Below are 22,295 nucleotides of genomic sequence, written 5' to 3' on the forward strand. Positions count from 1 at the left end.
AAACGCCCGGTTACATTCCGAACCCGGAAGCTAAGCCTTACAGCGCCGATGGTACTGCAGGGGGGACCCTGTGGGAGAGTAGGACACCGCCGAACTCCTTTTAGAGCTCTGGCTCTTGGGCACGCAGCCCAAGAGCCAGAGCTTTTTTGCGTTGAGGTAGGGTCAGGGGGCATCGTTGGCACGTTTCCCACAGGAGGCCCCCGGGTGGAGGTCCAGGAGACCCGGGTCCAGACGGACCGGGTCCTCACCATCCCCAACATCCTCAGCATGGCGCGGCTCGTTGGGGTGCCGCTCTTCCTGTGGCTGATCCTCAGGCCCGAGTTCGGAGGGCCCAAGAGTGACACCTGGGCGTTGCTGGTACTCGCTCTGAGCGGGATCAGCGACTACCTGGACGGCAAGCTCGCCCGTCGCTGGAACCAGATCAGCAGCCTCGGCCGGCTGCTCGACCCCGCGGCCGACCGCCTCTATATTCTCTCGACTCTGGTCGGCCTCACCTGGCGCGAGATTCTGCCAATCTGGTTGACGGCTGCACTTCTCTTGCGGGAGCTGATGCTCCTGGTGATGGTGGGCATCCTCAGACGTCATGGTTATCCGCCGCCGCAGGTGAACTTCCTCGGCAAGGCCGCCACCTTCAACCTCATGTACGCCTTCCCGCTGCTACTGCTCAGTGACGGAACTGGATGGATCTCGTCACTCGCTGCTATTTTCGGATGGGCGTTCGCCGGATGGGGTACAACGCTGTACTGGTGGGCAGGAGTGCTCTATGTGGTCCAAGTCCGCCGCCTGGTCCGTGCGGACGCCGAGGCCGACTGAACTCGCCCATTGGCACGGCCGTAGCGGCTCGATGGCCCCCTGCAGAAAAGTGCGGGACAATCTGGACGGGTGAAGTCGGCTAGACCGTCATCTTTTAAGGAGGACGCTTCCGACATGAAGGCCGTCGTGATGGCCGGAGGCGAAGGCACACGCCTTCGTCCCATGACCTCGAGCATGCCCAAGCCGCTCCTGCCGGTGGTAAACCGGCCGATCATGGAGCACGTTCTCCGGCTGCTCAAAAGGCATGGGCTCAATGAGACCGTGGTCACTGTTCAGTTCCTGGCCTCACTGGTCAAGAACTACTTCGGTGACGGTGAAGAGCTCGGAATGGAGCTCTCCTATGCCAATGAGGAGAAGCCACTCGGTACCGCCGGAAGCGTCAAGAACGCCGAAGAGGCGTTGAAGGACGATGCTTTCCTCGTCATCTCCGGTGATGCCCTGACCGACTTCGACCTCACCGAGCTCATCAACTTCCACAAGGAGAAGGGGGCGCTCGTCACCGTCTGTCTGACGCGTGTGCCCAATCCGCTCGAATTCGGCATCACCATCGTCGACGAGGAAGGCAAGGTCGAGCGCTTCCTGGAGAAGCCGACCTGGGGCCAGGTCTTCTCGGACACCGTGAACACGGGCATCTACGTCATGGAGCCCGAGGTCTTCGACTACGTCGACCCGGATGTGCCCGTGGACTGGTCCGGCGATGTCTTCCCGCAGCTGATGAAGGAAGGCAAGCCGGTCTACGGCTATATCGCGGAGGGGTACTGGGAGGACGTCGGCACGCACGAGAGCTATGTGAAGGCGCAGGCCGACGTCCTGGAAGGCAAGGTCGACGTCGAGATCGACGGCTTCGAGCTCTCCCCGGGCGTATGGGTGGCCGAGGGGGCCGAGGTGCATCCCGACGCCGTTCTGCGGGGTCCGCTGTACATCGGCGACTACGCCAAGGTCGAGGCCGGCGCCGAGATCCGCGAGCACACCGTGGTGGGCTCGAACGTGGTCGTGAAGAGCGGCGCCTTTCTGCACAAGGCCGTCGTGCACGACAACGTGTATGTCGGGCAGCAGAGCAATCTCCGCGGCTGCGTCGTCGGAAAGAACACCGACATCATGCGCGCGGCCCGTATCGAGGACGGCGCGGTCATCGGCGACGAGTGTCTCGTCGGCGAGGAATCGATTATTCAGGGGAATGTGCGGGTCTACCCGTTCAAGACCATCGAAGCCGGTGCCTTCGTCAACACCTCGGTCATCTGGGAGTCCAGGGGGCAGGCGCATCTCTTCGGTGCCCGTGGCGTCTCCGGCATCCTGAACGTCGAGATCACCCCGGAGCTCGCGGTCCGCTTGGCCGGCGCCTACGCGACGACCCTCAAGAAGGGGTCGACCGTCACCACCGCTCGCGACCACTCCCGTGGCGCGCGGGCACTGAAGCGGGCGGTGATCTCCGCTCTGCAGGCCAGCGCCATCGACGTACGCGACCTGGAAAACGTACCGCTGCCCGTGGCGCGGCAGCAGACCGCGCGGGGGAGTGCCGGCGGGATCATGATCCGGACCACGCCAGGGGTGCCGGATTCCGTGGACATCATGTTCTTCGACGGGCGGGGTGCGGATCTCTCCCAGGGCAGCCAGCGGAAGCTGGACCGGGTGTTCGCTCGGCAGGAGTACCGCCGTGCGTTCCCCGGCGAGATCGGGGATCTGCACTTCCCTGCGAGTGTCTTCGATTCGTACACCGGCTCGCTGCTGCGGAACGTCGACATCACCGGCATCTCCGAGGCAGGGCTGAAGGTCGTCGTGGACGCGTCGAACGGCAGCGCGGGGTTGGTGCTGCCGAGTCTGCTCGGGAAGCTCGGGGTGGACTCGCTGACCATCAACCCGGGCCTCGACGAGTCCAGGCCGACGGAGACGGCGGACGCTCGGCGTTCTGGGCTGTTGCGGCTGGGCGAGATCGTGGCCTCCGCACGGGCCGCTTTCGGGGTGCGGTTCGACCCCGTGGGTGAGCGGCTGTCCCTCGTGGACGAGAAGGGGCGGATCATCGAGGACGACCGGGCGCTGCTCGTCATGCTCGATCTGGTCGCCGCGGAACGGCGCAGCGGCCGTGTGGCGCTGCCGGTCACCACCACGCGGATCGCCGAGCAGGTGGCGGCGTACCACGGCACGCAGGTCGAGTGGACGACCACGTCGCCCGACGATCTGACACGGGTCGGACGTGACGAGTCCACGATCTTCGGTGGTGACGGCAAGGGCGCCTTCATCATCCCGGAGTTCAGCAGTGTCTTCGACGGTGCGGCGGCCTTCGTGCGGCTGATCGGGCTGGTGGCGCGGACGCAGCTCACGCTCAGCCAGATCGACGCGCGGATTCCGCGGGCGCATGTCCTCAAGCGGGATCTGGCGACCCCGTGGGCCGTCAAGGGTCTGGTGATGCGCAGGGTCGTGGAGGCAGCGGGAGATCGCTTTGTCGACACGACCGACGGTGTCCGGGTCGTGGAGACCGACGGGCGGTGGGTGATGGTGCTGCCGGACCCGGCGGAGGCGGTCACGCATCTGTGGGCCGAGGGTCCCGATGACGCGTCCGCGCAGGCACTGCTGGACGAGTGGTCGGCGGTAGTGGACAGCGCCGGCCGCTGAGCCACGCACGCGCGCGTGCCGGACAAGTGTCCCCAAGGGGGCCTGTCCGGCACGCCGATGGGGCCATTCGGAGGTAGGGGCCGCGACGTGCGACGATGTGCGGCATGCCGCAGCAGCCCCCCATTCGGAGCACCCCCACGCGCCCGTCGCGCCCGGACGCCTCCATGTCGCTGCTCACCAACGTCATGGACCACAGCCTCGACGACGGGTACGCCGAGGCCGCGGCCCGCAAGAAGGCCGCCGGTGAAGGCGGGCTGCCCAAGACGCTGCGGGCGAGGCTGGGGCTCGCCCTGGGCCTGGTGCTCGCCGCTCTCGTGGTCACCGTGGGGGCGGCGCAGGCGCGGGTGGCCGCTCCGGTCGTCGCCAAGGAGCGCGAGGAGCTCATCGACCGTATCGACCGCGAAACCGAGACGGCGGACAAGCTGGAGGAGAGCGTCGACCAGCTGCGCGACGACGTGAGCACGCGGCAGCGAGAGGCGCTCAAGCACACGGGCGACAGCGGCCAGGCCGACCTCGTGGGCATCCTGTCGGGCGCTGTCGAGGTGCACGGCCCGGGCGTCAAGCTGGTCGTGAACGACGCCAAGGAAGCCAGTACGGGTGGCGGCGACGGGAACCCGCGGGAGACGTCGGGGTTCTCCGACACCGGGCGGGTGCGCGACCGTGACATGCAGCGGGTCGTGAACGGGCTGTGGGAGTCGGGAGCCGAGGCCATCTCCATCAACGGACAGCGGCTGACCGCCCTGTCGGCGATCAGGGCCGCGGGTGACGCGATACTGGTCGACAACAAGCCCCTGGTGCCGCCGTATACGGTGCTTGCGGTGGGGGACGGACAGCGGCTGAGCACCAGGTTCCAGGACAGCGCCGACGGGCTGTATCTGCACGCCCTGCAAGAGAACTACGGCATCCGGACCGCCATCTCCGCGGAGGACGACCTCCGGCTGCCGGCCGCACCGAGTGTGATCGTACGTACAGCAGAGCCGAGAACTGAGAAGGGCACATCGTGATCGCCGTACTGGGCCTCGTCGTGGGAGTCGTGGCCGGACTGTTGGTCCGGCCTGAGGTTCCGGCGGTTGTCGAGCCTTATCTGCCGATCGCCGTGGTGGCGGCGCTCGACGCCGTCTTCGGAGGGCTGCGGGCCATGCTCGACGGCATCTTCGACGACAAGGTCTTCGTCGTGTCGTTCCTGTCGAACGTGGTCGTGGCCGCGCTGATCGTGTTCCTGGGCGACAAGTTGGGCGTGGGCGCCCAGTTGTCGACCGGTGTCGTCGTCGTGCTCGGCATCCGGATCTTCTCCAACGCCGCGGCGATCCGCCGGCACGTCTTCCGGGCGTGAGGCCGATGAGCGAACAGGACGAGACGCCCGGCAACGGGTTGCGCAAGGAACTGCCGGAGGAACTCCCGGCCGCACCTGCCGAGAAGGCTGCCGAGGAGCCCGGCACTCCGGCTGCGGAGCCCGGGCTGACCGGCCGTCAGAGGCTGGTGCAGGGGCTGTGGCCGCCGCGCGTGACTCGGGCCCAACTCATCGTCGCGGTGCTGCTGTTCGGCCTCGGATTCGGCCTTGCCATCCAGGTGGCGTCCAACAGCGACAGCGACAGTGCGCTGCGGGGGGCGAGGCAGGAAGATCTCGTACGCATCCTCGATGAACTGGACGACCGTACTCAGCGTCTTGAAGACGAGAAGCAGGGCCTCGAGAAGCAGCGGGACGAGCTGGAGAACAGCTCCGACCAGGCAGAAGAGGCCCGCAAGCAGACGGTCGAGAAGGAGCGGCAACTCGGCATCCTCGCGGGCACGGTGGCCGCTCAGGGGCCGGGCATCACGATGACGATCGAGGACAACAAGGGGACCGTCGAGGCGGACATGCTGCTCGACGCGATCCAGGAGCTGCGGGCGGCCGGCGCGGAGGCGATTCAGGTGAACGGCGTACGGGTCGTCGCCGACACCTATCTGTCGGACTCGGGCAAGAGTGTGAGCGTCGACGGGAACAAGATCACCGCGCCGTTTCGTTTCAAGGTCATCGGCAATCCGCAGGACCTGGAACCGGCGCTGAACATCCCTGGAGGCGTGGTGCAGACTCTGGAGAAGGAGCAGGCCACCGTTACCGTCGAGCGGTCGGACAAGATCGTCGTGGACGCCTTGCGAGCGGCGAAGCGGCCTGACTACGCTCGGTCGTCCTCCCAGTGAACCGGGGGTGCATGGGGGGCATCCGGCCAGGGCATGAGGTTGCGGGGGGTCGGCGCACCGAATGGGTGGTGCGTGGTGGAAACTGTCTGGTGGCAACGGACGTTGTGAGGATGTCCGGGTCGACCGGTGTGTTCAATCAGGGTTCGTCCTGCCCCACGGGCGGGTCTGTTTCGGTCAAGGGGAATCGCCCGTGAAGTTGTTTGCGAAGTTGTTCGGCAAGAGCGCGCGAGAAGGTAGCGACAACGCGACCGCTCGGCATCGCGCACAGCCCGACGCCGAGGGTCAGCGCCCGCTGTTCCGGGACCAGGTCGGCGGTCAGGGTGGTGACGTTTCCGGAGGTCAGGGCGTGCCGTCTGTTGACCCTGCCCAGTCCGGCGGCATAGGTTTCGGGCAGCCGTCAACCTCAAGTACGGGTGGAGGGTTTTCCCCTATGTCAGCCCTGGTGTGTACGAGGTGCGGTAACCGCAACGCGGAGAACAGCCGCTTCTGCTCCAACTGCGGCGCCCCGCTGCGGGCCGGGTCCGTGCCCGAGCGTCCGTCGGAGACGACTTCCACCATCTCCATCTCGGGACTCGAGGCCTACGACTCCGAGGTCACCGGCCAGACGCAGATGCCGGCGCTCTCCCCGGAGGCGCAGGCCGCCGTCGACGCGCTCCCGCTGGGCTCCGCGCTCCTGGTGGTGCGCCGCGGCCCGAACTCGGGCAGCCGCTTCCTGCTGGACGGCGAGCTGACCACGGCCGGGCGTCACCCGCAGAGCGACATCTTCCTCGACGATGTCACGGTCTCGCGTCGGCACGTGGAGTTCCGCCGCGGCCAGGACGGCTCGTTCACGGTGTCGGACGTGGGCAGTCTCAACGGCACGTACGTCAACCGCGAGCGGATCGACGCGGTCGCTCTGAACAACGGCGACGAGGTGCAGATCGGCAAGTACCGGCTGGTGTTCTACGCGAGCCAGCAGGGCTACTGACCCTCCCAGGGAAGGTCCATGCTTCAAACACCGAGCGGCGGTGCCGGACACGGCACCGCCGCCACGGACAGTGGGCTGATGAGCATCGGCACAGTGCTGAACGTGCTGCGCGACGAGTTTCCCGAGGTCACGATCTCCAAGATCCGTTTCCTGGAGTCCGAGGGACTCATCGAGCCGCAGCGGACGCCTTCCGGGTACCGAAAGTTCAGCAACCGGGACGTCGAGCGCCTCGGCCACGTCCTGAGAATGCAGCGGGACCACTATCTGCCGCTCAAGGTGATCCGGGAGCACCTGGACGCCATGGAGCGGGGCGAGGCCGTCGCGCTGCCCACGGTGGGCCGCCAGCGGGACGGAGAAACGGTCCTGGAGGTCTCCGAAGGCCCACCCGCGGCCCGGATCGGCCGGGCCGAGCTGCTGGCCGCCGCCGAGATCGGCGAGTCGGACCTGACGGAGTGGGAGTCGTACGGGCTCATCACGCCGCTGCCGGACGGGGCCTACGACGCCGAGGCGGTGACCGTGGCCGCGCTCGTCGTGGAGCTCGGGCGGTTCGGGATCGAGCCGCGCCATCTGCGGGCGATGAAGGCGGCCGCCGACCGTGAGGCCGGGCTCGTGGACCAGGTGGTGGCCCCGCTCAAGCGCCACCGCAACCCGCAGACCCGCGCACACGCCGAAGCCCGTGCAAAGGAACTCGCGGGGCTCACGGTGAAGCTGCACGCGGCACTTGTGCAGACCGCACTCGGCGTACGCCTGCCCTGAGGGTGCCGGGCACCGGATCGTCACCCGTTTCCTGCCCGACTACCCAAACGTCCCGGGCACGGCCTAGGGTTGCTGTGTGAACGAGCTCGATGTCGTAGGTGTCCGGGTCGAAATGCCCTCCAACCAACCGATCGTGCTCCTGCGTGAAGTGGGAGGCGACCGCTACCTCCCCATCTGGATCGGGCCGGGGGAGGCGACGGCGATCGCCTTCGCGCAGCAGGGCATGGCCCCCGCACGACCGCTGACCCACGACCTGTTCAAGGACGTGCTGGAGGCGGTCGGCCAGGAGCTCACCGAAGTGCGCATCACGGACCTGCGTGAGGGCGTCTTCTACGCGGAGCTGGTGTTCGCCAGCGGCGTCGAGGTGAGCGCGCGGCCGTCCGACGCCATAGCGCTGGCCCTGCGCACCGGGACGCCGATCTACGGCAGTGACGGGGTGCTCGACGACGCCGGTATCGCGATCCCGGACGAGCAGGAGGACGAAGTGGAGAAGTTCCGCGAGTTCCTCGACCAGATCTCCCCCGAGGACTTCGGCACCAGCAGCCAGTGAGGCAGCGGCGGCCGATCCGGCGGATCAGCGGTCCGTGACGGGTCGGCCGTGTCCGGTCGACACCAAAATGCTGGCATTTGCCACCGGCGCGTGAGAGCGTCCTGCGGCCCGTTCGGAGCGCATTCGGCTAGCCTTTCCCCGCGGTGGGGTACGGCAAACCACTCTTAGGGTGATTATCACTCGGCGTGCCGAGTGTGGCGATCGTTGACGCACCCCTGGTGACTGCCTACCGTCGAGAAGGCAGGTCAAGGACGGAGGTCGGCGTGAGAAGCAGCGGCGACGGTACGGCTGGGGGTGCCCCCGGACGGACTCTCGGGGCAAGCGGTCCGTACCCGCTTCACGGCAGCGCGGCCGATCACGCTCCGCAGCGACCGACGGCCGTGCCGAGCAGCGGAGGGGCGACGTCCATGGCGTCCGAGCAGATCGGCTATCGCGGTCCTACGGCGTGCGCGGCGGCCGGTATCACCTACCGGCAACTCGACTACTGGGCGCGCACCGGGCTCGTGGAGCCGAGCGTGCGGCCCGCCCATGGGTCGGGGACGCAGCGGCTCTACAGCTTCCGGGACGTCGTCGTCCTCAAGATCGTCAAGCGGTTCCTCGACACCGGCGTGTCCCTGCAGAACATCCGCACCACCGTCCAGCACCTGCGGGAGCGAGGGTTCCAGGACCTGGAGCGCATGACCCTCATGAGCGACGGGGCCACGGTCTACGAGTGCACCTCGCCCGACGAGGTCCACGCGCTGCTCCAGGGCGGCCAGGGCGTCTTCGGGATCGCCGTGGGTGTCGTGTGGCGGGATGTCGAGAGCGCCCTGTCGCAGCTGCACGGGGAGCGCATCGACACGGGGGAGACGCTCATCGGGCACAACCCCGCGGACGAGCTGGCCAGGCGCCGCAACCGGGCGGTCTGAGGCCTGCCCGCCGTCTGCGGCGGGGCATTGTCAGTGGCGTAGGGCAGCATCGGACATGTGAGAAAAGCGCCCACGATCCTGCATCTCGACATGGATGCCTTCTACGCCTCGGCGGAGCAGGCGTCCAAGCCGAGTCTGCGCGGGAAGGCCGTCGTCGTGGGCGGGCTGGGGCCGCGGGGAGTGGTGGCCACCGCGTCCTACGAGGCCCGGGTGTTCGGGGTGCACTCGGCGATGCCGACGGCCCAGGCGAGACGGCTCGCGCCGAACGCCGCGTATCTCGTGCCGCGTTTCGGGTTCTACAAGGCGATCAGCGAGCAGGTGATGGGGCTGCTGCGGGAGTTGTCGCCGCTGGTGGAGCCACTGAGCCTGGACGAGGCGTTCGTGGATCTGGAGGCCGGGGGAGCGGCCTGGGACGAGGCGTCCGCGCGACTGGTCGGCGCGAAGCTGCGGGCCGACATACGGGCCGGCACGGGGCTCACGGGGTCGGTGGGGCTGGCGGCCTCCAAGATGCTCGCGAAGATCGCCTCCGAGCAGGCCAAGCCGGACGGGCTGGTGGTGATCGAGCCGGGCACGGAGCGGGCGATGCTCGGGCCGATGTCGGTGCGGACCCTGCCGGGGGTGGGGCCGGCGACGGGGGACCATCTGCGGCGGGCCGGGATCCATACCGTCGACGAGATCGTCGAGGCCGGGGAGGACGAGCTCGTACGGCTGCTCGGGAAGGCGCACGGGCACGGGCTGTACGCCATGGCGCTGGCGCGGGACGAGCGGGCCGTGGTGGCGGAGCGGGAGGCGAAGTCGGTGTCGGTGGAGGACACCTACGACGTGGACATCCACGACCGGGTTCGGGTCGGGCTCGAGGTGCAGCGGTTGGCGGACCGGTGTGTGCGGAGGCTGCGGGAGGCCGGGCTGTCGGGGCGGACCATAGTGCTGAAGGTGCGGCGGTACGACTTCTCGACGCTGACGCGGTCCGAGACCTTGCGGGGGCCCACGGATGATCCCGCGGTGGTGCGGGAGGCCGCCCTGCGGTTGCTGGAGGGCGTGGACTCGACGGGGGGTGTGCGGTTGCTGGGAGTGGGGGTCTCCGGGCTTGCCGACTTCACTCAGGAGGATCTGTTCGCTCAGGCCGCAGGGAAGATCGTGGACCACGCTGCCGAGGAGGTGGCTGACGACGTCCCTGCTGAGTCGCGGGACGTGGTGGTCGAGCGGCGGTGGGTCGCCGGGCATGACGTGCGGCATGCCGAGTACGGGCACGGGTGGGTGCAGGGGAGCGGGCTGGGGCGGGTGACTGTGCGGTTCGAGACGCCGGGTTCGGAGCCGGGGCGGGTGCGGACGTTTCTTGTCGATGATCCCGCGCTGGAGTCGGCTGAGCCGTTGCCGTTGGTCGAGGTGCTGGGTTCCGGGCCGCACCGCCCGTGACGGGTTCTTTCTCGGGCGTGGGTGGCCCTTGTGGGAGTTGAGCGCCGTCGGCGGTCGGCGGGGCTGTGGTGGGTGGGGGTTGTGGCGGGGGTGGGGGTGACTGGAGGCCGTGCAGAGCTCTTGTCGTTGGGGTCCTGGAGGGGGCGCGGAGCACGTGTCGAGGCGCGGGTGGGGTCGACGAGGCGTGTAGCGGGTCTGCCGGGGCTGGGCGGGGCGGCGAGTCGTGTGGATCGTCCGGTGAGGCGGGGGCAGGGGACGGTGGGGCATTTAGGGCGGGTGGTGGGATGGGGCGAGGATCTGCTGGGCTGCACGGCGTTCCGGCAGGGCTGGCGCCGGGGCGATGGGCCTTGCGTCTCGTTGGGCTGAGGGCCGTGGGGTGACGCGCCGCGTGCCTGGGGCTCACGGTCGACGCCGAGTGCGCCGGCGTGGGCCGTCGTGCCGCCACCCGCACCTGGGGCGCGGTGGGGCGGGATGTGGACCGGGTGGTCGGCTTCGCTTTGCTATGGGGCCGTCGCGGCGTCGGTGTGGGCGGTCAGGTTTCGGCGTCTTTCGCGTCTGCCGGTTTACCGAAGTCCCGGTCCGGGGTGGGGGCGGGGTGTTGGCTGGGTGGTGGGCTTCCGGTTGTTGCGGGGGTGTTCGGTGCGTCGGCGTGGGCGGTCAGGGTTTGCTGTTTGTCGTGCCTGCTGGTTTGCCTAGGTCCTGGTTCGGGGTGGGGTGGGTCGGGTGGTCGGCTTCGGCTTTGCTATGGGGCCGTAGCGGTGTTGGCGTGGGCGGTCAGGATTCGGTGTCTGTCGTGCCTGCCAGTTTGCCGAAGTCGCGGTCCGGGGGTGCTGCTGGTGTGGACACGTGGAGGCCGTAGTGGTGGTAGAGCTGGAGTTCCTGGTCGGGGGAGAGGTGGCGGCCGACGCCGAAGTCGGGGGCCTCCTTGATGAGGGTGCGGTCGAAGGGGACGTGCAGGGTGCCGTCGACCAGTTCGCTCGGCTCCAGGGGGACGAAGGCGTCCCGGGAGAAGAGGCCGGTGCGTATGGCAGCCCATTCCGGCACGCCGGTCGCGTCGTCGAGGTAGACCTCGTCGATGGTGCCGATCTTGGTGCCGTTGCGGTCGAACGCCTTGCGGCCGATCAGGTTGCGCGGATCGATGTCGGTCTGCACGTGCCCTCCACTTGGTCGCAACTCATCCGAAGCGGTCGTAAGCACTACGAAAGAGCACATCGGGGTGTGCGGCCACTCGAAGACCCGTGCGGTGACCTCGCTGGTAGGCTTGCGAACGGCTGCTGACCCCGCGCGGGAGAGTCCTCCAGACACCATCGGAGGCGCCGAAGGAGCAAATCCTCCCCGGAATCTCTCAGGCTCACGTACCGCACGGACGAGGTCACTCTGGAAAGCAGGGCGGGTGTCGACGGCTTCCGCTCTCACCGACGGTGAAAGCCGGCGGCCTTCGGGCGGCCGGTGAAGCTCTCAGGTTGAGATGACAGAGGGGGAGGCCGCCGGGGTACCCGCGCCGGGGTACCCCTCGAAGGTCGTGTCAGACCAGGAGGCCTCCGCAATGACCGCCCATCGCATTCCGCTCTCCGAGCTCGAACAGGGGATTCCCTTCGAGCAGCGTCACATCGGCCCTGATCACGAGGCTCGGGCCAAGATGCTCGCGCAGGTCGGCTACGGCTCGCTGGACGAGCTCACGGCCGCCGCCGTGCCTGATGTGATCAAGAACGCCGATGCGCTGGAACTGCCCGGCGCGCGCACCGAGGCCGAGGTGCTGGCCGAGCTGCGGTCGCTGGCCGACCGGAACCAGGTGCTCGACTCCATGATCGGGCTCGGGTACTACGGCACCTTCACCCCGCCCGTCATCCTGCGCAACGTCATGGAGAACCCGGCCTGGTACACGGCCTACACGCCGTACCAGCCGGAGATCTCCCAGGGACGCCTCGAGGCTCTGCTCAACTTCCAGACCATGGTCGCCGACCTCACCGGGCTGCCGACCTCCGGCGCCTCGCTGCTCGACGAGGGGACCGCGGCGGCCGAGGCCATGGCGCTGTCCCGCCGCATGGGGAAGAACAAGAAGGGGCTCTTCCTCGTCGACGCCGACGTGCTGCCCCAGACCATCGCCGTGATCGAGACCCGTGCCGAGCCGACCGGCCTTGAGGTCGTGGTCGCCGACCTCAGCGACGGGATCCCGGCCGAGGTCGCCGGGCGTGAGATCAACGGGGTGCTCGTCCAGTACCCGGGCGCCTCCGGTGTCGTACGGGACATCAAGCCGCTCATCGACCAGGCTCACGAGCTCGGCGCGCTCGTGACCGTCGCCGCCGACCTGCTCGCGCTGACCCTGCTGAAGTCGCCGGGCGAGCTCGGGGCGGACATCGCGGTCGGGACCACGCAGCGGTTCGGTGTGCCGATGGGCTTCGGTGGACCGCACGCCGGCTACATGGCCGTGCAGGAGAAGTTCGCCCGCAGCCTGCCCGGGCGGCTCGTGGGTGTGTCCGTGGACGCCGACGGCAACAAGGCCTACCGGCTCGCGCTCCAGACCCGTGAGCAGCACATCCGCCGGGAGAAGGCGACCAGCAACATCTGCACCGCGCAGGTGCTGCTCGCGGTCATGGCCGGGATGTACGCCGTCTACCACGGGCCCGAGGGGCTCAAGGGCATCGCGCGGCGGACGCACCGGTACGCGAACATCCTCGCCGAGGGGCTGACGGCCGGTGGGGTCGAGGTCGTGCACGGGTCCTACTTCGACACGCTGACCGTGCGGGTGCCCGCGAAGGCCGCCGAGATCGTCTCCGCGGCGCGCCGGAACGGCGTCAACCTGCACCTCGTCGACGCCGACCACGTGTCCGTCGCGTGCGACGAGACCACCGCGCGGGCCCAGGTGGGTGCCGTGTGGAACGCCTTCGGGGTCGAGGCCGACATCGAGGCGCTGGACGCGGCCACCGAGGAGGCGCTGCCGGACGCGCTGCTGCGCGGCGACGACTTCCTGACCCACCCCGTCTTCCACCAGCACCGCTCCGAGACCGCGATGCTGCGCTACCTGCGCAGGCTCGCCGACCGTGACTACGCGCTCGACCGCGGCATGATCCCGCTGGGCTCCTGCACCATGAAGCTCAACGCGACCACGGAGATGGAGCCGGTCACCTGGCCCGAGTTCGGGCAGCTGCACCCCTTCGCTCCCGCCGAGCAGGCGCAGGGCTATCTGACGTTGATCCAGGAGCTGGAGGAGCGGCTCGCCGAGGTCACCGGGTACGACAAGGTGTCGCTGCAGCCCAACGCCGGTTCGCAGGGCGAGCTGGCCGGGCTGCTCGCCGTACGCGGGTATCACCGGGCCAACGGTGACGAGCAGCGGACCGTGTGTCTGATCCCGTCGTCCGCGCACGGGACCAACGCCGCCAGCGCCGTGATGGCGGGCATGAAGGTCGTCGTCGTGAAGACCGCCGGGGACGGCGAGATCGACGTCGAGGACCTGCGGGCGAAGATCGAGCAGTACCGCGACGAGCTGTCCGTGCTGATGATCACCTACCCTTCGACGCACGGAGTGTTCGAGGAGCACGTCGCCGACATCTGCGCGCAGGTGCACGAGGCCGGCGGGCAGGTGTACGTCGACGGGGCCAACCTCAACGCGCTGGTGGGGCTGGCCAAGCCGGGGCACTTCGGCGGTGACGTCTCGCACCTGAACCTGCACAAGACCTTCTGCATCCCGCACGGCGGCGGTGGCCCCGGCGTCGGTCCGGTCGGCGTACGGGCGCACCTGGCGCCGTATCTGCCGAACCATCCGATGCAGCCCGCGGCGGGCCCGGAGACGGGCGTCGGGCCGATCTCGGCCGCGCCCTGGGGTTCCGCGGGGATACTGCCCATCTCGTGGGCGTACGTCCGGCTCATGGGCGGTGAGGGGCTCAAGCGGGCCACGCAGGTGGCCGTGCTCTCCGCCAACTACATCGCCAAGTGCCTGGAGCCGCACTACCCCGTGCTCTACACCGGCCCCGGCGGGCTGGTCGCGCACGAGTGCATCATCGATCTGCGTCCGCTGACCAAGGCGACCGGGGTGAGCGTCGACGACGTGGCCAAGCGGCTCATCGACTACGGCTTCCACGCGCCGACCATGTCGTTCCCGGTGGCCGGGACGCTGATGATCGAGCCGACCGAGTCCGAGGACCTCACAGAACTCGACCGGTTCTGCGACGCGATGATCGCCATGCGCGGGGAGATCGAGAAGGTCGGTTCCGGGGAGTGGGACGCCGACGACAACCCGCTGCGGAACGCTCCGCACACCGCCGGTGCGCTGGGCGGCGCGTGGGAGCACGCGTACACCCGGGAGGAGGCCGTGTTCCCGGCCGGGGTGTCGGTCGCGGACAAGTACTGGCCGCCGGTGCGGCGGATCGACCAGGCGTTCGGCGACCGGAACCTGGTGTGCTCGTGCCCGCCCTTGGACGCGTACGAGGACTGATACGAGGACTGACCAGAGGTGATGAGGGCCCCGTTTCGGCGGGGCCCTTTCCTTTGCGTCTTCCTTTGCGTCGCGCCGGGCCTACTCCTTCCCCAGTGACACCTCGGTCGACTTGATGAGGGCGACCACGGGAGTGCCGACGGCCAGGGCGAGGTCGGTCGCGGCGTCCGCGGTGATCGCGAAGGTGAGCTCGCCCCCCTCGACGGCGATCTTGACGGTGGCCATGGCGGCGCCGGCCGCCACAGCGGTGACCGTGCCCGGGAGCTGGTTGCGGATGGATACGCCCTGGACCCGGGCGGTGGCGAGGGAGACTTCCGTCGACTTCACCAGGGCACGGACGGAGGAGCCCTGGGTGAGGCCGAGTTCCTCCACGGCATCGAGGGTGATCGCGGCCGTGAGGTCCTGACCGCCGTCGAGGCGGATCCTGACCGTCGCCATGGCCTCGCCCGGGGTGACGGTGGCGACGGTGCCGGGGAGCTGGTTGCGGATGCTCAGGGTCATGGGCATCAACTTAGAGGCGAATGCGCCTCATGTCGGGTATGCGCGGGTCAGCCGGTGTGGACGCGGGGGCGGCGGGCGCGGTCGGGTTCCGCCTCACGGAGGACCTCTCGGGTGACGGGGGCGACCTCGCCCTGCCCGAAGAGGAAGAAGCGCAGGAAGTTGTGGAAAGGGTTGCCCTCGGTCCACTCGAAGTAGATGTGGGGGGTGCAGCCGGTGATGTCGCGGACATGCAGGAGGAGGGCGGCCAGGGCGTTCGGAATGGAGGACGACTCCAGGGTCAGGACGCGGTAGCGGCCGTGCAGGACTTCGCCGCGGACGGTGAGGCCGGCCTCGAACTCGGAGGGGTCCAGGACGGTGACCTCGACGAAGACGAAGTCCTCGCCGGGGATGTCGTTGTCGGCGCGGATCTGTTCGATCTTCTCGCGGTACTCGGCCTTGTCGCGGCTGTCGGGTTCGTTGGCGATGAAGCGGATCTTGCGGCTGGCGATGTCCCGGATGAAACGTTCCGCCATGTCGTCCAGCTGCACGCTGGTCACGCGCAGCTCGAAGGCACGGGCCAGCCGGGAGAGCAGGGAGACCAGGATGATGCCCGCGATGAAGCAGGCGCCGATCTTGACGCCGTCGGGGCGCTCGATGACGTTCGCGACGGTGACGTAGAGGAAGACCGCCGAGATGACCGCGAAGCCGATCGTCCAGCCCCGCTGGCCGGCCTTGCGGGCCGCGATGGTCACCGCGATCGCGGCGGAGCTGATGAGGACGAGGACGCCGGTGGCGTAGGCACCGCCCTGGGCGTCGACGTCGGCGTTGAAGATCCAGGTGACCAGGAAGCCGATGAGCGTGAAGACGATGACCATGGGGCGCACGGCGCGGGCCCAGTGCGGGGCCATGCCGTAGCGGGGCAGGTAGCGGGGCATCAGGTTGAGCAGGCCGGCCATCGCGGAGGCGCCCGCGAACCACAGGATGGCGATGGTCGAGATGTCGTAGACCGTGCCGAAGACGCCACCCAGGTAGTTGTGCGCCAGGTAGGCGAGCGCGCGGCCGTTGGCCGGGCCACCCGACTCGAAGTCCTTCTCCGGGATCAGGAGGGTGGTGATGAAGCTGGTGGCGATCAGGAAGACGCTCATGATCAGGGCGGCGGTGGTGAGCAGCTTCTTGGTGTCGCGGATCCGGCCGGCGGGACGCTCCTCGGTGTCACCGGGGTCGCCCTTGACGTGCGGCATGACGGCGACGCCCGTCTCGAAGCCGGACAGGCCGAGCGCGAGCTTGGGGAAGACCAGCAGCGCCACGCCGACCATGGCGAAGACGTTGCCGTGCTCGGCGGTCAGGGCGTTGGACCAGTCGGTGACGACATGCCCCGCGGTGGCGACGTGCCACAGTCCGACGATCACCACGACCACGTTGAGGGCGAGGTAGACGCCGACCAGGGCGACCGCGACGCCGACGGCCTCCAGGAAGCCCTTGAGGAAGACCGCGCCGAGCAGGGCGACCAGGACGAGGGTGATCAGCATCTGCTGGTTGTGCAGGGTGCTGGTGAGGTGGGGGTTCTCGACCAGATGGGTGGAGGCGTCGGCGGCGGAGAGGGTGATGGTGATGAGGAAGTCGGTGGCGGCGAAGCCGAGGAGGGTCAGGACGAAGAGTTTGCCCTGCCAGAAGGACAGGAGGCGTTCCAGCATGGCGATGGAACCCTCGCCGTGGGGGCTCTCCTCGGCCACGCGACGGTAGACGGGCAGCGCGCCGACCAGGGTGACGAGGACGAGGACGATGGTGGCGACGGGGGAGAGCAGGCCCGCCGCCAGTGCGGCGATGCCGGGCTGGTAGCCGAGGGTGGAGAAGTAGTCGACGCCGGTCAGGCACATCACCCGGTACCAGCGCTGGCCCTGGTGCGGCGGCTCGGGTTCGGCGTGCGGGCCCGTGTGGCCGCCGCCCTTGCCCATGTCCGACAGGCCCTCCAGCATCCAGGAGCGCAGACGACTCGGGGGAGGGTGCTCGGTGACGGCCATCGGGGGGTGCTCCTAGGTGCGGCTCAGCTCGGATCCGGCCACCTGGGCGGCGGCGGGATCAGCGTAAGCGGAGAGTGACGCTCGGGCCTGCGGATGGCGGGCGCGGGGGCGTCAAACTTCCGTTAAGACTCGGCCTGCGGCACGTCAGAGGGGCATACGGGCCCGTCGGGGGGTCGCTCTCTGCGTTCGATGTGCGGGGGTCGGCCGATCGGGGCGGACACGCAGCGTCATCTCGCGAGAAGGGCATCTCCGGGTCGTGGTCGCGCAGTTGGGGAAGGGGCCGGTGCTGCGTGCGGTCCCGGAGAGGGTCGAACACCCAGAGGCAGGGGAACGATGTCATCGGAGCGCTGTTCCGTCCGGCTCCGCACGCGCGTGCTCCTGCGGGGCGTGCCGTCGGCGGTGCTGTCCCACCTCTCCGCCTCGAGCCCTACGGCGTCCGGGTAGACCCGAGCCGAGCCTGCTGTGGAATCTCCGCGCCGACTGCTTCGTAATGTTCGCCGGTACCACCGAATGTTTCGTCATTTCGGAGGGTTAAGCGGCCGCGGAGACGCGGTTGCTCGGTCATCGGAGGTTACCCCCGTCTCCGGTGCGCTGGGGCTCGATCCGGACCGGATCACCGGGCCGGTGCGCGAGTGCCGTGAGACGCCCGCGCCTCGACGTCCTCCCGCCGAAGGGAGAGCCGAAAGGGGTGCCCGGATCGGTACCGCAGGGCGAGCGTGAGCACCGCAAGTGGTCCCCGCTCCCCGAAGCGGGCCCCTCCGGGGCCGGTTGGCTGTTTAATCCGCGAACATTCCCCATGCACAGGGGGTTGCCACCGTTTAGTAGCTGTCTCTAGGGTGCGGCAGCAGCGAAGCTTTCTGGATCTCTTCCGAAACTTTCGAACCGCAGGACGGACAAGGACGGCTCCGTCCCGTACCCAAGGAGCGCATCATGGGCGACCCGGCACTGTCCCGCCGTGGCTTTCTGGCGGCGTCCGCCGCGGCCGGTCTGGGCATGACGGCACTGACCGGCTGTGGCGGCGACTCGGACGGAGGATCGTCCGACGGGAAGACCACGGTGGAGTGGTGGAACATCTCCACCACGGAGCCGGCGAAGAGTGTCTGGGCGAGCCTCGCCAAGAAGTACGAGGCACAGAACCCCAAGGTCAAGATAAAGATCGTTCAGCTGGAGAACGACGCCTACAAGTCGAAGATGACGGCGTTGACCGCCTCGGGGAAGCTCCCCGACATCTTCCACACCTGGGGCGGCGGCGTTCTCAAGCAGCAGGTCGACGCGGGGCTCGTCGAGGATCTGACCGACCGGACCAAGCCGTGGGCCGACGGTCTGCTGAAGGTCACCAAGGAGCCGTACATCCTCGACGACAAGGTCTACGGCATTCCGTTCGACATGGGCATGATCGGCTTCTGGTACAACAAGAAGCTCTTCAAGCAGGCCGGTGTCAGTGAACCCCCCACCACCTGGGGCGGCTTCCTGGAGGCCGTGAGCAAGCTGAAGTCGAAGAACATCACGCCCATCGCCCTCGCCGGCAAGGAGAAGTGGCCCGGCATGTACTACTGGGCCTACCTCGCGATGCGCACCGCGGGCATCGACGCCCTGCAGAAGGCCAGCGAGGACAAGGACTTCACCGCCGCCGGGTTCGTCGAGGCCGGCCGCCACCTCAAGGAACTCGTGGACCTCCAGCCCTTCCAGAAGGGCTTCCTCAACGCCGCCTACTCCACCCCCACCGGCCAGGCGGCCGCCGTCGGCAACGGCAAGGCGGCCATGGAGCTCATGGGCCAGTGGGCCCCGTCCGTGGAGGCCGACAGCGGCAAGGGCCTCGGAAACGACCTGGGCTTCTTCCCGTTCCCCGCGGTCGAGGGCGGCAAGGGCGCCATCACCGAGGTGTTCGGAGGCGGCGGCGGACACGCCCTGCGCCGGGGCGCCCCACAGGAGGCCGTCGACTTCCTGAAGTTCTTCGCCTCCGAGGCCACCGAACTGGAACTGGTCAAGAAGACCAGCGTCCTTCCCGTGCTCCCGAACGCGGAGAAGGCCATGACCGACCCCAACCTCAAGCTCGTCCAGGCCCAGTTGAAGGCTGCCACCGGCTTCCAGCTGTATCTCGACCAGGCGTACGCCCCCGCCGTCGGCCAGGAGGTCAACGACAGCGTGGCCGCGCTGATCGCCGGCTCCAAGTCCCCCGAGCAGGTGGCCCAGTCGATCACGCAGACCGCGAAGGAAGAGCAGTAGCCCGCGATGACCTCCACGTTCCTCGCAGACAAGCGGAGCGGTCCGGGCACCGATCTCCCGCCCCCGGAACACGTCAGGGCCCGGGGGCGGGGCCGTCGGCGCGTGATGCACTGGCTCACCGCGGTCGGCTTCCAACTGCCCGCCCTGGTGCTGTTCATCGGCATGGTCCTGCTGCCGATGCTGTTCGCGCTGTACGCCGCCTTCTTCCGGTGGGGCGGCTTCGGCATGCCCTCCGACTACGTCGGCATCGACAACTTCACGGATCTCTTCGACAACCCCGTCTTCCTCGGCGACCTGTGGCGCTGTCTTGTCCTGGTGGGGCTGTCCCTCGCGCTCCAACTGCCCTTCGCGCTCGCCATGGCGGTCCTGCTCAACCAGAAGCTGCGCGGCCGGGCCGTCTACCGGATGCTGTTCTTCGCGCCCTACGTCCTGTCCGAGGCGATCACCGGCGTGCTGTTCAGCATGGTCTTCGCCCCGGACTCCGGACTGGCCGACCACGTCCTCGGGGCGGTGGGTCTCGACGGCGTCGGCGGGCTGTGGTTCGCCGATCCCTCCTACGTCATGGCGACGCTCTTCCTGGTCATGGTGTGGAAGTACTTCGGCTTCCACACCATGCTCTACCTGGCCGGACTCCAGTCCATCCCACGGGAGTTGACCGAGGCGGCGCTCATCGACGGGGCCGGCGCCTGGCAGCGGTTCCGCAGTGTCACCCTGCCGCTGCTCGCGCCCACCCTGCGGATCAGCATCTTCCTGTCCGTCATCGGCTCGATCCAGCTCTTCGACCTGGTGTGGGTGGTCACCCAGGGCGGCCCCGACCACCACTCCGAGACCATGGCCGTGACCATGTTCCAGTACGGCTTCAAGCGCTACCAGGTCGGCTACGCCAGCGCGATCAGCGTGGTCATGTTCGGCATCTGCCTCGTCTTCGCCCTCGCCTACCAGCGGTTCGTGCTCCGCCGCGACCTCGAAGGGGCCACCACGACGATGAGGGGGGACGGCAAGTGACCGCCCGCAAGACCACCGCACGGACCCTGCCCCTGCACGTCATCCTCGTCGCCGTCGGCGCGGTGATGGTCGTACCCCTGGTGTACGCGGTCCTGTCCGGGTTCAAGTCCACCGACGAGCTCTCCAGCAACCCCTTCGGACTGCCGAAGCACTGGCTGACCAGCAACTACACCGACATCCTGACCGGCGGCGACTTCTGGCGGCTGCTCGGCAGCAGCACGCTGATCGCGGTCGGTACGACCGTGCTGGTGGTCGCCGCGTCCGCGCTCGCCGCGTTCTCCTTCGCACGGTTCGCCTTCCGCGGCCGGGAGGCGCTGTTCACGCTCTTCACGATGGGGCTGATGTTCCCCTTCGCGGTGGCGGTGCTCCCGCTGTTCCTGCTGCTGCGCTCACTCGGCCTGCTGGACAACCCGCTGGGCGTGATCCTGCCGCAGGCCGCCTTCGGACTGCCGATGACGATCATCATCCTGCGGGCCTTCTTCCGGGAGATCCCCGGTGAGCTGGAGGAGGCGGCCACCCTCGACGGGTGCAGTTCCTTCGGCTTCTTCTGGCGGGTGCTGCTGCCCATGGCACGGCCCGCACTCGGCACGGTGTCGGTGCTCGCCGTCGTCACCAGCTGGAACAACTTCATGCTGCCGCTGCTGGTGTTCACCGACAACACCTGGTGGACGCTGCCCATCGGGGTGCAGCAGTTCCAGGGCCAGTACTCCGCGGAGTACGCCCGTGTCTTCGCCTATCTGGTCCTGGCGATGGTGCCCGCCCTCGCCTTCTACTCGGTCGCCGAGCGCCAACTCGTCGGCGGCCTCACCGCCGGTGCCACGAAGGGCTGACGGCGGCGCCCCGAAAAGTACGGCTCACCCACCCCGCCCCCGCACGTGAGGAGTCGCCCCATGCGCAAGAACCGTCTCAGACTCGTCGGAGTCCTGGCCGCCGCCCTCGTGGTCACCGGGCTCGGCGCGCCCGCCCAGGCCCACGGCAAGGCGCCCACCCTCGCCGACCTCGCCCAGCGTCACGGCCGCTACTTCGGCAGCGCGACCGACAACCCCGAGCTCGTCGACGAGCCGTACAAGAAGATCCTCGGCAGCGAGTTCGACCAGATCACGCCGGGCAACGGAATGAAGTGGTACGCCACCGAACCCGAGCAGGGGGTCTTCGACTGGACCAACGGCGACGAGATCGTGAACCTCGCCCGCTCGCACCACCAGAAGGTGCGCGGCCACACCCTCGTCTGGCACAGCCAGTTGCCCGACTGGGTCACCTCGCGCGAGTGGACGGCGGACGAGCTGAGGGCCGTACTGAAGAAGCACATCCAGACCGAGGTACGGCACTACCGGGGCAAGGTGTTCGCCTGGGACGTCGTCAACGAGGCCTTCAACGAGGACGGCACCTATCGGGAGACCGTCTTCTACAAGACCCTCGGCCCCGGCTACATCGCGGACGCCCTGCGCTGGGCCCGCCAGGCAGACCCCAAGGTCAAGCTCTACCTCAACGACTACAACATCGAGGGGATCGGGGCGAAGAGCGACGCCTACTACAACCTGGCCAAGCAGCTCAAGGCACAGGGCGTCCCGCTCGACGGCATCGGTCTCCAGACCCATCTGGCGCTCCAGTACGGCTATCCGATCACCCTGGAGGACAACCTCCGCCGCTTCGCCGAGCTGGGCCTCGACACCGCGCTCACCGAGGTCGACATCCGGATGATCCTGCCCGCGACCGAGGAGAAACTGGCACAGCAGGCCCAGTGGTACGCCGACTTGACCGACGCGTGTCTCGCGGTGCGGCGGTGTGTCGGCATCACCATCTGGGACTACACCGACAAGTACTCCTGGATCCCGGCCTTCTTCGAGGGCCAGGGCGCCGCGCTGCCGTGGGACGAGCAGTTCCAGCCGAAGCCGGCGTACTACGCGATCCGTGCGGCGCTGAAGTAGGG

18 protein-coding genes, 1 rRNA gene and 1 riboswitch are annotated in these 22,295 nt (G+C 68.5%); of the genes, 16 read left to right on the forward strand and 3 right to left on the reverse strand.

Going from position 1 to position 22,295, the window contains the following annotated elements; all coding sequences use genetic code 11:
- The 11 genes from rrf to ABZT93_RS29940 form a co-directional block, all read left to right on the forward strand.
- A 5S ribosomal RNA gene (gene rrf, locus ABZT93_RS29890) occupies positions 1–95 on the forward strand; the annotation flags it as partial.
- Between the two features lie 109 nt (positions 96–204).
- On the forward strand, positions 205–813 hold the full coding sequence (locus ABZT93_RS29895) for a CDP-alcohol phosphatidyltransferase family protein (protein WP_053852216.1): 609 nt from the start codon (positions 205–207) through the stop codon (positions 811–813).
- A 114-nt stretch (positions 814–927) separates the two neighbouring features.
- Complete coding sequence (locus tag ABZT93_RS29900) at positions 928–3,423, forward strand: mannose-1-phosphate guanyltransferase (protein ID WP_356110586.1); 2,496 nt, start codon at positions 928–930, stop codon at positions 3,421–3,423.
- Between the two features lie 95 nt (positions 3,424–3,518).
- On the forward strand, positions 3,519–4,427 hold the full coding sequence (locus ABZT93_RS29905; protein WP_356110588.1) for a DUF881 domain-containing protein: 909 nt from the start codon (positions 3,519–3,521) through the stop codon (positions 4,425–4,427).
- Entirely contained in the window at positions 4,424–4,756 is a 333-nt protein-coding gene (locus ABZT93_RS29910; protein ID WP_003988855.1) for a small basic family protein, read from the forward strand. Before ABZT93_RS29905 ends, ABZT93_RS29910 begins: the two co-directional genes overlap by 4 nt.
- Before the next feature lie 5 nt (positions 4,757–4,761).
- Positions 4,762–5,604, forward strand: a complete 843-nt coding sequence (locus ABZT93_RS29915; protein WP_356110590.1) for a DUF881 domain-containing protein — start codon at positions 4,762–4,764, stop codon at positions 5,602–5,604.
- Positions 5,605–5,665: 61 nt separating this feature from the next.
- Positions 5,666–6,571: an FHA domain-containing protein gene (locus tag ABZT93_RS29920; protein ID WP_356110592.1), complete on the forward strand. Its 906-nt coding sequence runs from the start codon at positions 5,666–5,668 to the stop codon at positions 6,569–6,571.
- Positions 6,572–6,589: 18 nt separating this feature from the next.
- On the forward strand, positions 6,590–7,327 hold the full coding sequence (locus tag ABZT93_RS29925) for a MerR family transcriptional regulator (protein ID WP_356110594.1): 738 nt from the start codon (positions 6,590–6,592) through the stop codon (positions 7,325–7,327).
- A gap of 76 nt (positions 7,328–7,403) precedes the next feature.
- Positions 7,404–7,877 carry a bifunctional nuclease family protein gene (locus ABZT93_RS29930; protein WP_004002801.1) on the forward strand — a complete coding sequence of 158 codons (474 nt, stop codon included), beginning with the start codon at positions 7,404–7,406 and terminating at the stop codon, positions 7,875–7,877.
- Positions 7,878–8,140: 263 nt separating this feature from the next.
- On the forward strand, positions 8,141–8,785 hold the full coding sequence (locus tag ABZT93_RS29935; protein WP_356110596.1) for a MerR family transcriptional regulator: 645 nt from the start codon (positions 8,141–8,143) through the stop codon (positions 8,783–8,785).
- A 57-nt stretch (positions 8,786–8,842) separates the two neighbouring features.
- Positions 8,843–10,201 (forward strand): DNA polymerase IV, encoded by a 1,359-nt coding sequence (locus tag ABZT93_RS29940; RefSeq protein WP_356110598.1) that lies wholly within the window; start codon positions 8,843–8,845, stop codon positions 10,199–10,201.
- Positions 10,202–10,975: 774 nt separating this feature from the next.
- Here the strand turns inward: ABZT93_RS29940 and ABZT93_RS29945 are convergent.
- Positions 10,976–11,353, reverse strand: a complete 378-nt coding sequence (locus ABZT93_RS29945) for a PRC-barrel domain-containing protein (RefSeq protein ID WP_356110600.1) — start codon at positions 11,351–11,353, stop codon at positions 10,976–10,978.
- 123 nt (positions 11,354–11,476) lie between these two features.
- Positions 11,477–11,572: riboswitch (glycine riboswitch) on the forward strand.
- Positions 11,573–11,747: 175 nt separating this feature from the next.
- On the opposite strand from ABZT93_RS29945, the gene gcvP reads away from it, so the two are divergent.
- On the forward strand, positions 11,748–14,633 hold the full coding sequence (gene gcvP / locus ABZT93_RS29950; RefSeq protein WP_356110601.1) for an aminomethyl-transferring glycine dehydrogenase: 2,886 nt from the start codon (positions 11,748–11,750) through the stop codon (positions 14,631–14,633).
- An 81-nt stretch (positions 14,634–14,714) separates the two neighbouring features.
- Here gcvP and ABZT93_RS29955 read toward each other — a convergent pair whose 3' ends face one another.
- Together ABZT93_RS29955 and ABZT93_RS29960 are read right to left on the reverse strand one after the other, a co-directional pair.
- Positions 14,715–15,134: a TOBE domain-containing protein gene (locus ABZT93_RS29955; protein ID WP_356110602.1), complete on the reverse strand. Its 420-nt coding sequence runs from the start codon at positions 15,132–15,134 to the stop codon at positions 14,715–14,717.
- A gap of 47 nt (positions 15,135–15,181) precedes the next feature.
- Complete coding sequence (locus tag ABZT93_RS29960) at positions 15,182–17,134, reverse strand: amino acid transporter (RefSeq protein WP_356110603.1); 1,953 nt, start codon at positions 17,132–17,134, stop codon at positions 15,182–15,184.
- 930 nt (positions 17,135–18,064) lie between these two features.
- Here ABZT93_RS29960 and ABZT93_RS29965 point away from each other — a divergent pair.
- From ABZT93_RS29965 to ABZT93_RS29980, 4 genes are read left to right on the forward strand one after another with little or no spacing between them, the layout of a single operon-like run.
- Positions 18,065–19,360 (forward strand): extracellular solute-binding protein, encoded by a 1,296-nt coding sequence (locus tag ABZT93_RS29965; protein ID WP_356110605.1) that lies wholly within the window; start codon positions 18,065–18,067, stop codon positions 19,358–19,360.
- Between the two features lie 6 nt (positions 19,361–19,366).
- Positions 19,367–20,365, forward strand: coding sequence for a sugar ABC transporter permease (locus tag ABZT93_RS29970; RefSeq protein ID WP_356110606.1), 999 nt, complete (start codon positions 19,367–19,369; stop codon positions 20,363–20,365).
- The gene (locus ABZT93_RS29975; RefSeq protein WP_356110608.1) at positions 20,362–21,195 is read left to right on the forward strand and encodes a carbohydrate ABC transporter permease; all 834 of its coding nucleotides are present in this window, start codon (positions 20,362–20,364) and stop codon (positions 21,193–21,195) included. Before ABZT93_RS29970 ends, ABZT93_RS29975 begins: the two co-directional genes overlap by 4 nt.
- 60 nt (positions 21,196–21,255) lie before the next feature.
- Entirely contained in the window at positions 21,256–22,293 is a 1,038-nt protein-coding gene (locus ABZT93_RS29980; protein ID WP_356110610.1) for an endo-1,4-beta-xylanase, read from the forward strand.
- Positions 22,294–22,295 lie beyond the last annotated feature (2 nt).

The organism is Streptomyces sp. NPDC005303, assembly GCF_040607335.1.
GTDB lineage: Bacteria > Actinomycetota > Actinomycetes > Streptomycetales > Streptomycetaceae > Streptomyces.

Excerpts from the sequence above, each read along its gene's own strand:
- ABZT93_RS29925 (WP_356110594.1), top strand. The coding sequence starts at position 6,590 with ATGCTTCAAACACCGAGCGGCGGTGCCGGACACGGCACCGCCGCCACG.
- ABZT93_RS29920 (WP_356110592.1), top strand. The coding sequence starts at position 5,666 with ATGGGTGGTGCGTGGTGGAAACTGTCTGGTGGCAACGGACGTTGTGAG.
- ABZT93_RS29915 (WP_356110590.1), top strand. The coding sequence starts at position 4,762 with ATGAGCGAACAGGACGAGACGCCCGGCAACGGGTTGCGCAAGGAACTG.
- ABZT93_RS29970 (WP_356110606.1), top strand. The coding sequence starts at position 19,367 with ATGACCTCCACGTTCCTCGCAGACAAGCGGAGCGGTCCGGGCACCGAT.
- ABZT93_RS29955 (WP_356110602.1), bottom strand. The coding sequence starts at position 15,134 with ATGACCCTGAGCATCCGCAACCAGCTCCCCGGCACCGTCGCCACCGTC.
- ABZT93_RS29980 (WP_356110610.1), top strand. The coding sequence starts at position 21,256 with ATGCGCAAGAACCGTCTCAGACTCGTCGGAGTCCTGGCCGCCGCCCTC.
- ABZT93_RS29965 (WP_356110605.1), top strand. The coding sequence starts at position 18,065 with ATGGGCGACCCGGCACTGTCCCGCCGTGGCTTTCTGGCGGCGTCCGCC.
- ABZT93_RS29900 (WP_356110586.1), top strand. The coding sequence starts at position 928 with ATGAAGGCCGTCGTGATGGCCGGAGGCGAAGGCACACGCCTTCGTCCC.
- ABZT93_RS29905 (WP_356110588.1), top strand. The coding sequence starts at position 3,519 with ATGTGCGGCATGCCGCAGCAGCCCCCCATTCGGAGCACCCCCACGCGC.
- ABZT93_RS29960 (WP_356110603.1), bottom strand. The coding sequence starts at position 17,134 with ATGGCCGTCACCGAGCACCCTCCCCCGAGTCGTCTGCGCTCCTGGATG.
- gcvP (WP_356110601.1), top strand. The coding sequence starts at position 11,748 with ATGACCGCCCATCGCATTCCGCTCTCCGAGCTCGAACAGGGGATTCCC.